We start from the raw sequence: 12937 nt of genomic DNA, 5'->3' as shown, positions 1-12937 counted from the left end.
GTTCGGATAATATATCCGGACCCTGTTTCTTTGTTCAGATTCGATAAACGATTACGGATTTTCAGGATATATTTATTTAATGTGTATTCTTCAAATCGAATAATTTATATATTGTATTTTTGTATGTCAAAAAAATCAGCCATGATCAGACCTGTAAAATTAGGAGATACAAAGTCTATTACAGACATTTATAACGAGTATGTTGTAAATAGTGTAGCAACATTCGATACAGAACCCGTGTCCGAGGATGATATGCGCTCCCGTATAGCCGACATATCTTCCCATTATCCCTATTTAGTTTACGAGCTGGACGGTATTATTGCAGGCTATTGTTATGCCCATGCATGGAAGCAAAAAGCTGCTTATAAATATACGTTGGAAACAACCATTTACCTCTCTCCCCACTATCAAAAAAGGGGAATAGGCAAACAATTGATGACCGCATTGATTGACGAATGTCGCAAAAACGGTTATCACGCCTTGATAGCTTGCATTACCAGTGGTAACGAAGCAAGCAATACCTTACATTTAAAGCTCGGCTTTAAACAAGTATCCCTTTTCGAAAAAGTAGGGATAAAGTTCGGACACCGGTTGGATGTGGCAGACTATGAATTACTCCTGGTGCCATAATCTTTTTATCCTATTATCCACTTACTGCCCGGTATGTACGAGATAATCTTTGTCGTTATGAAGCAGCAAATGAATGTGCTCACTGCAATACATGGTATGGCGGCAACGGTTGGTAATCCCAGTGTGTGCTTGAATACAGTTGTCCATAGTCCGAGCCAGAATATGTGCATAAGGTACATGCCATAGCTGAGTTTCGACATATCTGTTATAATGCTTGGTGCCTTCGGGCGGTTTATGCATGTAAACATGAGGAATGTACCTGCGGTGAGAATCACACAGTTGATTGTACAGAAAGCCCATCCTATTTCTATTACAGGTGTGGTAAGAATTTCTCCGGGAATAGCCTGGACATAGAACGAATAGATAGTCGATGCTGCCCCGATAACCATTAAAGCTGTCCCTATTGCGAGACGTTTGGAGCGGTCCCATGTCAGGTGTACGCGTATGTAATGCGCCAGTACGAGGTACCCCAAATAGCCGGAGAAGTACCATAGCATGTGATATTCGTTCCAAAAACATTGTCCCCATACTTCACCGGACCATCGGTTAAGATACGGCATACATGTCGATAACAGGAACAACCCTATAAAGAACAGTTCTTCTTTTGCCGTAGCTTTGCTCAGCCATGGAGAAATCATAGGAATGAAGAGATAAAGGCTTATCAGGGGATACATGAACCATAGGTGCCCTGCGAGCGTAGGGAAATTCAGGAAGATTCGCGATAAATCCTTTAGTGATGTTTCTCCATCTATCTGTCCCCACAGCATAGGTAATGTGCTGTATAGTACCATAAATATAAAAAACGGTGGCAGGATTCGGGTGAAGCGCTGGCGATAGAACTGCCAGGTAGTCTGCTCTTTTTTCATTGGAACAAGCAGGAAAGCGGAGACAATCATAAACAGGGGCACTGCCATGCGTGAGAAGCCATCGTACAAAGCCACCCATAGCCGGTCGGCTTCACTGGCAAGATAGGATTGCGGTCCTGCCATATCGGTAGAACCGGCAGCGCCGTAAAAATTTTCACTGGCATGGACAACCATAACGAGGAAGCATGCAAATACGCGTACATAGTCTAAAAAAACGATACGTTTCATTTTTGAAATAATTGGTATTAGTAAGATATTTTTTTAATTAGTCCTTTTTATGCATCAAAACGGAAGAGCTTCGTTGATTTTCCGGATGTTATTTGATTTGCGGCGGTAAAGAAACGAAGAAAACTTGAAATATCAAGCTGTCATGTTTATAAAAACAGGAAGTTTTCTCTAAAGTGTAGTTCAAAGTGTAATTTTTATACTTTGAACTGTTTTCATCTATCTGTTTTGCACTTTGAATGGCTATTTTTTAGTTCGCCGGAAATGAGTTTAGACAGTAAAACTCATAGGAATCTGATAAGTTATTGTTCCAAATTACAAAAATGAACAAATATAGCAGAATAACTTCATAGTTATGATTTTCCCAATTCATAACTATGATTTTGAAAAACCATAACTATGAACCCCAAAATCCGTTGCTTAAATAAAAACAATATTTTTTCACTTGTAACAGTAGTTATAGCTACAGAGGTAACAGGCAGAAAGCATATAGGAAAAATTTTCCGGCAAGTGTTTGGGCATGTATTATTGAAATTTGAAAAAATCTGGCAGTTGTTGTTGGAGTAAAATGCCAGAAAAAAAATTAAACCGGAACTTTTAGCCTTTAAAAGGAACATCTGAAGAATAAAATATTACCGAATTTTAAAATTGAGACGTTATGATTGTCAATGGATGATATGTAATTTGTATTTTTGGGAATTACCATGGAAATATTCTGTATCAACTATCAATATGTATCGACTAAGATAAAAGAAAGAATATAATGGAACTGAAATAATTAGAAATAAAAATATCAATAAATATGGTTGACAGAAGACAGAAATATCAAGAATTTCAGGCGGCTTTTCCAAAAGAGCATCTTGCAGAAATGACGCTTTCACAATATACTAATCTTGAAAGGAAAAATTCGTTTTGCTATTGGGTTGAGTCTAAAACATATTCTTTGGGTTCTATCTGGGGTGGTTCTTCCTATAAGTTTGGTATTTATGAATATAAGAATAAGCCGAATGAAAATGACTCCCATATTACCAGCGATGATAAATACGCATGGTATAGGAAATATGGCAAAGCAACAGCCGGGGAAGTATTTGCCATTGTTAAAAATGCAATTATTAAAATAGCAGAACATGCCAGCAAAGGCGAATTGGATGACATAGACAAAATAGATGAATTTGGAGATGTCTATAAATGGAAAATTGCATTTTTATATTCCAATGAGATGCTAATACCGATATACAAGAAAAAGCTGCTGGTGAAGTTGGCAGACCATTTAGGCATGCCTGATGCAAATTATGCAAATATACCAGACCTGCAAAAGTTTTTGATGAAGCAAAAGGGGAGTAAGGACCTTTTTGAGTTTTATGAAGAACTACTTAATATTATCGAAAAGCTTGTAAGCAAGGACGTTCAAAAAAAACTACCCAACATGATGAAATATCCATACCATGTGGCAACTTTGGAAAAACAGATTAAAGATAAGTCCCAAAAGCAGTATTGGTGGCTTGTGTCCAGTCCTAAAATATGGAGCATCTCAAAAATGCCTGTGGGAGAAGTACAAAGTTATACGCTTTATAACGATAATGGAAATCAACGAAGAATCTATCAGAATTTCATTGATGCCAACGAAGGTGATATAATCATTGGCTATGAAGCAACTCCGGTTAAACAAATTGTTGCTATAGCAGAAGTTGCGAAAGCGGCCGACAATCAGCAAATTTATTTCAGGAAGGTGGAGGCATTACTGAATCCGATAGATTATTCCACGATAAAGGAAATGCCGGAATTGAGCGGTATGGAGTTTTTTAAAAATATGAATGGCTCATTTTTCAAATTATCCGAAAGTGAGTATAACCTTTTGCTGGATTTGATTCGTGATGAGAATCCCAAAATGACTGATAAACCCAATCCGGAATATCCGGAAAAAAAATTTCTTGATGATGTCTTTATGCAATCAGAAGAATATAACCGGTTAAAGAAATTATTGCTGGCGAAAAAGAATATCATATTACAGGGAGCACCGGGTGTTGGTAAAACGTACTCGGCAAAACGGTTGGCTTACTCTATTATGGGGGAAGAAGATAATTCAAAAATAGAATTTGTTCAGTTCCATCAAAATTATTCCTACGAGGATTTTATCATGGGGTATAAACCTAAGGAGGATGGGGGATTTGAACTTAAACGAGGGGTATTCTACAATTTCTGCAAGAAAGCCCAAAGTGACCCGGATAAAGCATATTTCTTTATTATCGACGAAATAAACAGGGGAAATATGAGCAAAATTTTTGGTGAGTTACTGATGCTTATCGAGAATAATTATCGGGGAGAAAAGCACGAAATCCGTCTTGCTTATAATGATGAGCACTTTTTTGTTCCGGAAAATCTTTACATTATTGGTATGATGAATACGGCAGACCGCAGTTTGGCAATGATCGACTATGCACTCCGTCGTCGGTTCAGCTTCTTCGATATGGTGCCGGGCTTCGATACGGCAGGCTTTAAAAAATATCAGGAAGGACTTGACTGGGAAACTTTCAATAATGTAATAAACGCTGTCAAGGCATTGAACACTGAAATTGTTAAAGATGATTCACTGGGCCAAGGTTTTTGCATCGGACATAGTTATTTCTGTAACACCAAAACCGCTGACAATATATGGCTTGAAAATGTAATTAAATATGATATAGCCCCCATGTTGCGGGAATACTGGTTTGATAATGGCTGGAAATTTAAAGGAGAAATTCAAAAATTGCTGGACTTGATAAAATGACGATAGACAAAAACATATTTATCCGAAATATCTACTATATGCTGGCTTATGCTTTCCAAGAGCTTAAGCAAAACAATTATGAAGAGATCGCAGGTGAAGCATTTGACGACATTTACGATTTGTTTGCTGAAATTCTTGACCGGGGCATTTCATATCAACTCAAACAAGGTCTGCACAAAGAATATGTTTCTTGCCATAACTCATTACCGGCGTTGAGGGGTAAACTCAATATAAATGGAACGATCCATAATCTGATGAGGAAACGTCAGATTATGGATTGCGAATATGACGAATTATCAGAAAACAATCCATTTAATCAAATTCTAAAGACAACCGTTCACATCCTGCTAAAGCATCCGCAAGTCAAACAATGCAAAAAAGCGTCATTGAAACGCCTTATGCTTTTTTTTAGTAATGTGGATGTCCTTGATATATCAACTATAAAATGGACAGCTATGCGTTTTGACAGGAATAGCAAAACTTATCAAATGCTTTTGTATATTTGTTATTTCATTTTGGAGGAAATGTTGCTGACCACGGAAAAAGGGACATATAAACTGCAAGAATTTTCCGATGAACACATGTGCAGACTCTACGAAAAATTTGTATTAGAGTATTATAAAAAGCATCATCCCGGCTTGAAAGCAAAAGCCGCTCGAATAGACTGGAATATCTGTAAGGAAGAGTCAACAAGCAATATACTGCCTGTTATGCAAACAGATATAATGCTGACACTAAAAGAACGGACATTGATTATCGATACGAAATATTACAGCAAGTCGATGCAGTGTCAATATGAAAAGAAGTCGATTCATTCCAAAAACCTATATCAAATTTACTCTTATGTAATGAACTATGATGTAAATCATACAGGAAAAGTGGATGGAATGTTATTGTATGCTAAGACCGAAGAGGATATAACGCCTGATGGTCAAACTCTATTTAAAGATGGCAACATAATATATTATAGGACGCTCGATCTAAATCAGGATTTCGAACATATCAAAAAGCAATTGGACCGATTTGTTGAGAGTTAGATACAGCATTGATAACCAACATAGAGAGTATCATAAAATACACAGTTTAATAATTTATCAATCCATATGTAATGCCAGGATGTTTAATCTTTTGTTGAAATCATTTGTGTTATCCGTGCTTTGTGGATATGACCAACATTTTTCTGCAATGGAAGCAAGATGACGGAATAACAGTTGCTTGCATTCCTTTGTATCGAAAAAATCTGTTTGTGTCATAAGGCGTTCCATGTGAAAAGGGAGATTTGATGCGATGTTCTCAGACTGTATCATTTCGCTTGAAATTGTGATTTTTTTGGATTTGGCATACAGATTCATCTTTTTTAATTTTTGTGAATCTTCAGATGTTGTTTCATGAGGTTTCTGTATAAAATGAAGTTCATTGATTTTCAGCATAGCCATATAGTTTATAAGTTCTTTGAGGTTGTTTTCCGGAATAAGATGGAATGGTGTATGTAGTACTATTGTTCGTTTACTGTGTTGGGGACCGTCTTGTATTGTCATTCCGGGGACATTCCATTGGATGCCTTTTACCGGAGTTTGACTGTTTATTGCCGGAGGAAGTAGAAAACGTAAGGTCTGTATGGCATAGAAGAATCCTTTTTCTCCGGATGCTTCTATCAAGATACAAGACGGGCTTATGTTCAGTTTATAATGCTCTGCCGGCAGTTTTGTATTTGTTTGGAATAGGATGTCCGCATATTTTTCTTTTATGGCTATTTCCGGAGTAAATCCGGCGGCAGTATTAAATAAATCGGTTAGCTCTTTTGCTATTATCCATTGTCTTTTATTTTCAACACTAATAAGTGTTGATTTCTTAAACTTAAAATCACCTTTATCAGAAATACTCTGTTGGGGAAAAGGGATAATTTCCGGTCTTTCGTTGGGTAAGATACATCTCATAAGTACCAGTACCAAAAAAATAGAATATATACTTATTCTGAGTAACATAAAAAATAATTTTTAATAATATACATCTCGTTTATTTTTTTCTGTTACAAAACTATATTTCAGGTATATTATTTCATGTTCGATATCGTTCGGAAAAATTCAGATATTGTTTTTTATCTCTTCTATGGCTTGTATTTCGGACGATTTTGTATTTTTGCCGAACAATGGGTGTTTAGGGTTATGCAGGTGTTAGGGATATATTTACGATTGAATCTGTTACTATTTTTTGTATTATTTACGGGGCGTCTTTATGCTTTACCCCAGTATTATTTTAAACAAATATCTTTACAGAACGGATTGTCGCAATCTTCCGTACAATGTGTATTGGTAGATAACAGGGGAGTTATGTGGATTGGAACCCGGTTCGGGCTAAACCGTTTTGACAGGGAAAAAATAACTGTTTATAAAGAAGAAAAAAATAATCCTTTTTCCCTTCCTTATAACGAAATTGTATTTTTAGAGGAGGATGCAGAAGAGAATATATGGGTAGGGACAAGCGGTGGATTAGCTCGTTTCGATCGTAACACCCGGCAATTTGTCCGTCAGGAAATCGATAACGAGCCACTTGTAGTGACTTGTTGTTTCCTTATGCCGGAAGGAATTTGTTTTTTGGGTAAACAAGGGAGCTTTTGCTATTCTTATGCGGAAAAGAAGATTGTCAGGTGTCCGTTAAAAGAAAAAATGTCTGTATCTTTTCCCAATTATGCTTTTTTGTATGATGAAGAAGAGAGAAAGGTTTTAGTTTCTTTTTACGGAAATGGTCTTTGGTGGTATTATCCTGATACGGGAGAGATGACGCGTGTGCCGTTTATCCATGAGAAGCGTATACCATCCTTGTATTTGGATTCATCCGGGAGAATCTGGGTGGCGGTTTACAACAAGGGCGTTTTCTGTTATGAACATGATGGCAGGTTGGTGGAGCATTTGAAAGCTCCGGAAACATTAACCCACAATGTTGTGCAGGATATGCGTGAAAAGGATGGCGAACTGTGGCTGGCTACAGACGGAGGCGGTATTAATATTTATAATTATAAGGAAAAGTCCGTGAAGGCAATTATGCATCTTCCGGGTGACAATCATTCTCTTCCTGTAAACTCTTTTGCTTGCCTTTACAGTGATGATGAAGATAATATATGGGCCGGTAGTATTCGCGGTGGTCTGATAGGGATTAAGCCTGTTTTTATGACTACCTACCGGGATGCCCCTCCAGGAGCTTCTTACGGGTTAAGTTTTCAGTCGGTTACATCCATGTATGAAGATACTGATGGGAAAATATGGATGGGAACAGATGGTGAGGGATTGAATTTATTTGACCCTCAAAAAGAAACATTCCGGAAATATCCCCATACTTCGGGAATGAAAATAGTTTCTATTATACCTTATAATAATTCGGATTTACTACTATCTTTATTTGGTGTCGGGCTATATCGTTTAAATAGAATAACCGGAGAATGCCGGGAGTTTCATTTGAATTGGGGAGATGCGCAAAATGACTTGTTCCTGCTCGGGAACTCGGTACGTTTATATCGTGCGGACGAGGAACGTTTCTGTCTTTTGTCTGATGATCGTTTCTTCGTATATAATCAACGAAAACAGCAATTTGAATTTTTCCCGGAAGAAATGATACCGGATGATTTTCCGGCACCCCGGTTTATACAGGGGGATTCGTGTTATATTAGTTCTTCCAAGGGAATGTATGTGTTGGATTTGCCGGAACGGCAATTGCGTCCAGTGTTTTTATCCGGAGAGAAGACCGGTACAATAACATCAGTGAGGCAAAGCAAGGATAAACGTTTCTGGCTGGGTACTTCTTCCGGATTATATATCTATGACCATACCCTGCACAAATTGGATACTGTAGATACGGAGCGTTTCTCCGGAATTACGTCTCTTTCTTTCGACAGCCGTGATCGTCTTTGGCTAAGTACCCATGAAGGACTGTTTGTGTATGTTCCGCATGAAAATCGTATTATTGTTTTCGGAGAGTCTGATGGAGTTTTTACACAGGAGTTTTTACCACAATCTGCATTAGTGGCTTCTTCGGGTGATATTTATATGTCGGGAGTTGAAGGCGTGGTCAGGATCCGTCCGGATCAGGATTTTCAGAAAGAGAAGGACTGTTCTGTCAGCCTGATTAATCTCACCTTGAATGGTTCCCCTATCCGTCCGGATGGTTTCTCCGGCGAACCAGTCATTGCTATCCCTTGGGATTATACCTCTTTAGGATTGAATGTGATTGTGAAGGAAAACGATTTGATGCGAAAGAAACTGTTTCGTTTTTCCATCCGGGGAGACCTGGAGGATTTATTGGAAACTTCCAGCCATTCGTTTGCATTTCCTGCCCTTCTTCCGGGTACTTATGAATTGTGGGTTTCATATAGCAAGAAAAATGGAGACTGGAGTATTCCGTTAAAATTATTAACGGTCGATGTGGTTCCGCCTTTATGGCAGCGTACATGGTTTATAGTGGCAGTAATCTTGATGGTTCTTCTGATTGGCGGATGGATTGTTTGGTTGATGTTGAAAAGGAAGGAGAGGAAGTTGGATTTGGCTATAAAAGAGCAGGAACGTAAGTTCTATGAAGAGAAAGTACGCTTTATGGTTAATATCAGCCATGAATTACGTACACCGTTGACTTTGATTTATGCTCCGCTCAAACGCTTGTTGAAATCCGGGCAAGTGGTGGACAAAGGCTTGTTCCGGTTGTTAGATGGCTTACTTTTGCAGGCCCGCAGGATGCGGGAAATTGTCGATCTGGTACTTGATGCTCAGAAATCGGATACGAACGGCGATGTTATGGATATCCGTTTTTACAATCTCAATGATTGGTTACGGTCGGTAACTGATGATTTTACCCTGGAATTTCAGGCTCGGGGCATTTCTTTGGATTTCCAATTAGACCCTTCAGTGGAAACTGTTCCTTTCGATGCATCCAAGTGTCGCGTCATTTTATCCAATTTATTGATGAATACGATAAAATTCAGTGATTCGGATTCCCAATTGGTTATTTCTACGGAACGTATGGAAACAAGTGTGCGCATTTCTCTTTCCGATCAGGGCATCGGCCTGGATAATGTGGATATGAACCGTCTTTTCTCCTGTTACTACCAGGGTGAGCATGACCGAAAGGGAAGTGGTATAGGGCTGGCATATGTCTGGAAACTTGTGGAATTGCATGGGGGAAGTATCAGCGCTTATAATAATGAAGAACATGGCGCTACCTTCTATTTTGATTTACCGTTGGTTCAGGCCTCCGTTTCCACGGATATGAGAGCGAAAGGTAGAGGAAAACAGGATGTTTCTTTTGGGACTGAAGATGAACTTCCTCCTGCATCACTCGATTTTCCGCTAAATAAATATACTTTATTGGTGGCGGAGGATGAACCGGAATTGCGTAACTATCTGTCCAGTGTTTTGCAGGCAGAGTTTAAGCAGGTATATGTGGCGGAAAATGGAGAGAAAGCCTGGCATTTACTCGGACAATACCAGCCGGATATTGTTGTCAGTGATGTAATGATGCCCCGTATGGATGGGTTCGAGCTTTGCAACCGGATTAAAAATGATTTGACAGTCAGTCATATTCCAGTGGTTTTATTGACAGCCAGGGCGGACGGGAGCAGTACCTTGCAAGGGTATAAATCCGGAGCAGATGTGTATTTGGCAAAACCGTTTGATGTAGATTCCTTATTGGTGATTTTTCGAAATATATTGAAACATCGTGACTTGCTCCGTTCCCGTTATCAAGAGTCCGGCCGTCTGTTTTCTCCTAAGGAGGATGCAGTTAGTAATGCTGACGAACAATTCATGCAGAAGTTAAATGGACTGATCTGCGAAAATCTGGGTAATCCTAATCTGAGTGTGACTTTTATTGCTTCTGCAATGGCGATGAGCCGTACGACGCTTTACAGTAAATTCAGCCATTTGTCGGATATTTCAATCGGCGATTATATTATTAAGTACCGTATGGTTGAGGCTGCGCGTTTACTTATTACTCGAAAAGATATAAGTATTCAGGAAATAGCAGACCGTACCGGCTTTTCCAGTGCCCGTTATTTTAGTACGGCCTTTAAACAGATTTATGGTGTTACCCCGACTGAGTATCGTAAGAATAATTAGATTAGTACAGGATATAAAATATATGGATGTTATTCCCTTTTGCTCATATCTGTTCTCTTTGTTGATAAAAGCCCGTTAGGAAAAATCCTTAATTAAGGATAACCATTCTCCCCATCCGGTTATTTTATGGAAACGAAGAGTATTGTATGGCTGTTTGCCGGCAAGATATTCTTGAGTGTAACGAGTAGTGTTTACAATATTAATGCTGATACTGACTTTTTTATCTTCGGAGTTTTTCTCATCCTTGTAAACTAACATGTCTCTAAGTGCCTCGTCAAATTCAGAATAAAGTATGAGAAGTTTTGTATCGCAGGGGTATTTTGAATATATAAGCGCATTGATATAATCCCCCAAATCGAATAGAGGCCATGTTTTATCAAATCGATAAGTTTTTTCAGTTGCAATACTTAACATGTCTCTATGATCTTCATCCTCAGCCAACACTTTTAATCGTGAAACGATATTTTTAATTGTATTGAACATAGGATCTGATTTTGTTAAATCGAGTAGTTGCATGTCCAGGTTTTGTTGAGGATGGGCGAGTGACCAATTATAAATAGTTTGCGAGATAAATGGTTTCATGGATTCAGTAAGATCCATAGGTTTATTTAACTGGCGTAAAAAATAGGCAAAACTTGTACCGGGAAGCCACATTTCATGTGCACTGCCAAGCATGTAATGTGTATAAGGCTGTATTTCTCCTATGACTTCGGCTGTTAGCATCAGACAATTATGAAAGAATATCATTTCAAAGTTTGTTTCTGAAAGTCGAAAACCTTCTGCCAGGTCTACGATAGAGATATAGGGTATTCCTTCGATATTATCGTCCGGATTAAGGGCCTTGCTGGTTGGAGTATCATGTTCGGCAGTCCATCCGCTTCCATGCCCGGAAGAAACAAAAATATATTTTTTTGCAGGAAAATTTGTTTTAGCCCATGTAATAAATTCAGCTATATTTTCCGGCTTATGCATAGGATAATCCGCATCTTTACTTTGTATTATACGAATATTGTCTTTTTCTATAACACCCCGTTGTGTACCTTCGCAAAAATCAGGATCATTTTGAAAGTCTTTTGAATATTTAAATTCTGCTACCACATTCACTTTCTCTGTACTGCCAACAGATTGCAGTTCTTCTAAAATTTCTTTATGATGAAAGTCTAAACCCAATCCGGAAGAACGGTAATACATTACGGTGTATTCTGCTAATTCTTCTTCCATGACAGGGTCATCATTTTTACATGAAGGGAGGAGGATGACAAACACTGCAAATAGCAGGTAGAGCATGTTTGTTGATACTTTTTTGTTCATGATGTTTGGTTTTTGTGAATGGAGTATTGTTTTTGTGATTTTGTATGTAGCATCAAAAAATATTTTGTATACACATACTGTTAGAAAAAAGTATAAAAGAGGCTGTCCAACTTTGATGTGAACCTTAAATTGAAGTGCACCCGGAAAGTTAAACAGCCCTTTATCTGTTTATAATTGATTTTGGTCAGGCATTTTTAGGGTTTATGCCATATTGGTTCGCTTCTGCTTGTCCTTCTTGAATAGTCAAATATAAAAACCACAAGCCGCCGATAACAGGAATAAAATTTATGAAATACCAATATCCGCTTTTTCCTATATCATGCATTCTTCTCACAGCAACAGCAATACTCGGTACGATAGCCACAAGGCATAGTATACCACTAAACAGACATACTGTTCCTAATATCGCATCAATGATAGATGCAACGATACTAAAAATGACGAGGAATAATATGAACATCCAATATTCCCTACGTCTTGCCCGGCCGGAAAAGTCTTTCCAGCTCTTAAGTACTTGAACAAATTCTTCCATTTTTTTATTCTTATTGATTTATTGATACAAAAGTATACAACTTTATTCTTTTTTAGTGTTAAAATTCACGAATATTTATCTTGTCGTGCATACTTTGTTTTACATGTACTTTTAGCGGATATACTGGTAAGCAACAATAATACACGTGGCTTCTAAGGACGATGTAACCTTACCTCGACATATGTATGATTGTTTTATTCTTCCTGCGAATAAATATAGGTTTAAAATGATAGTGAAAGTAAATATCGATTCTGAATAAAAAATGAAGTTGTTTACCTGCTGTTTTTGATATTCAAGTGTTTTTAATGAGAGTTGTTGGATACTTAATTTAGGGCTTATTTCCATAGTTCTATCAGAACTAATCTCCTGTTTATTAATTCATGTTGCAAAGATATATGATATTTTCTAAATCCAAACAATTTAACGATATTATTTACTATAAATTCTATATTTGGCGTCTTGTATTAACCAGTGTTATGATATGTATAAGATATTTATTTATACT

8 protein-coding genes are annotated in these 12937 nt (G+C 37.8%); 4 read left to right on the top strand and 4 right to left on the bottom strand.

The features are described from left to right. Positions 1 to 141: 141 nt before the first annotated feature. Positions 142 to 630: a GNAT family N-acetyltransferase gene (locus ACGE0T_RS12775; protein ID WP_459187019.1), complete on the top strand. Its 489-nt coding sequence runs from the start codon at positions 142 to 144 to the stop codon at positions 628 to 630. A gap of 5 nt (positions 631 to 635) precedes the next feature. Here ACGE0T_RS12775 and ACGE0T_RS12770 read toward each other — a convergent pair whose 3' ends face one another. After that, positions 636 to 1724, bottom strand: coding sequence for an acyltransferase (locus tag ACGE0T_RS12770; RefSeq protein WP_459187018.1), 1089 nt, complete (start codon positions 1722 to 1724; stop codon positions 636 to 638). A 799-nt stretch (positions 1725 to 2523) separates the two neighbouring features. Here ACGE0T_RS12770 and ACGE0T_RS12765 point away from each other — a divergent pair. Then, positions 2524 to 4488, top strand: a complete 1965-nt coding sequence (locus ACGE0T_RS12765) for an AAA family ATPase (RefSeq protein ID WP_459187017.1) — start codon at positions 2524 to 2526, stop codon at positions 4486 to 4488. After that, the gene (gene mcrC / locus ACGE0T_RS12760) at positions 4485 to 5525 is read left to right on the top strand and encodes a 5-methylcytosine-specific restriction endonuclease system specificity protein McrC (RefSeq protein ID WP_459187016.1); all 1041 of its coding nucleotides are present in this window, start codon (positions 4485 to 4487) and stop codon (positions 5523 to 5525) included. Before ACGE0T_RS12765 ends, mcrC begins: the two co-directional genes overlap by 4 nt. 57 nt (positions 5526 to 5582) lie before the next feature. Here mcrC and ACGE0T_RS12755 read toward each other — a convergent pair whose 3' ends face one another. Then, positions 5583 to 6473, bottom strand: a complete 891-nt coding sequence (locus tag ACGE0T_RS12755) for a glycoside hydrolase family 20 zincin-like fold domain-containing protein (protein WP_459187015.1) — start codon at positions 6471 to 6473, stop codon at positions 5583 to 5585. Between the two features lie 180 nt (positions 6474 to 6653). On the opposite strand from ACGE0T_RS12755, the gene ACGE0T_RS12750 reads away from it, so the two are divergent. After that, positions 6654 to 10589 (top strand): hybrid sensor histidine kinase/response regulator transcription factor, encoded by a 3936-nt coding sequence (locus ACGE0T_RS12750; protein WP_459190463.1) that lies wholly within the window; start codon positions 6654 to 6656, stop codon positions 10587 to 10589. Between the two features lie 75 nt (positions 10590 to 10664). Here ACGE0T_RS12750 and ACGE0T_RS12745 read toward each other — a convergent pair whose 3' ends face one another. Both ACGE0T_RS12745 and ACGE0T_RS12740 read right to left on the bottom strand, forming a co-directional pair. Next, a complete protein-coding gene (locus ACGE0T_RS12745) occupies positions 10665 to 11900 on the bottom strand; it encodes a clostripain-related cysteine peptidase (protein WP_459187014.1) in 1236 nt (411 codons plus the stop codon). Between the two features lie 184 nt (positions 11901 to 12084). Then, positions 12085 to 12432 carry a DUF805 domain-containing protein gene (locus tag ACGE0T_RS12740; RefSeq protein WP_459187013.1) on the bottom strand — a complete coding sequence of 116 codons (348 nt, stop codon included), beginning with the start codon at positions 12430 to 12432 and terminating at the stop codon, positions 12085 to 12087. Positions 12433 to 12937 lie beyond the last annotated feature (505 nt).

The organism is Parabacteroides sp. APC149_11_2_Y6, assembly GCF_054506995.1.
The sequence above is the reverse complement of the archived record's forward strand: the minus strand, read 5'-3'. Positions and strand labels throughout refer to the sequence as shown.

What these genes read in the sequence shown, in the direction of transcription:
- ACGE0T_RS12775 (WP_459187019.1), top strand. Translation starts at nt 142, where the DNA reads ATGATCAGACCTGTAAAATTAGGAGATACAAAGTCTATTACAGACATT.
- ACGE0T_RS12770 (WP_459187018.1), bottom strand. Translation starts at nt 1,724, where the DNA reads ATGAAACGTATCGTTTTTTTAGACTATGTACGCGTATTTGCATGCTTC.
- ACGE0T_RS12765 (WP_459187017.1), top strand. Translation starts at nt 2,524, where the DNA reads ATGGTTGACAGAAGACAGAAATATCAAGAATTTCAGGCGGCTTTTCCA.
- mcrC (WP_459187016.1), top strand. Translation starts at nt 4,485, where the DNA reads ATGACGATAGACAAAAACATATTTATCCGAAATATCTACTATATGCTG.
- ACGE0T_RS12755 (WP_459187015.1), bottom strand. Translation starts at nt 6,473, where the DNA reads ATGTTACTCAGAATAAGTATATATTCTATTTTTTTGGTACTGGTACTT.
- ACGE0T_RS12750 (WP_459190463.1), top strand. Translation starts at nt 6,654, where the DNA reads ATGCAGGTGTTAGGGATATATTTACGATTGAATCTGTTACTATTTTTT.
- ACGE0T_RS12745 (WP_459187014.1), bottom strand. Translation starts at nt 11,900, where the DNA reads ATGAACAAAAAAGTATCAACAAACATGCTCTACCTGCTATTTGCAGTG.
- ACGE0T_RS12740 (WP_459187013.1), bottom strand. Translation starts at nt 12,432, where the DNA reads ATGGAAGAATTTGTTCAAGTACTTAAGAGCTGGAAAGACTTTTCCGGC.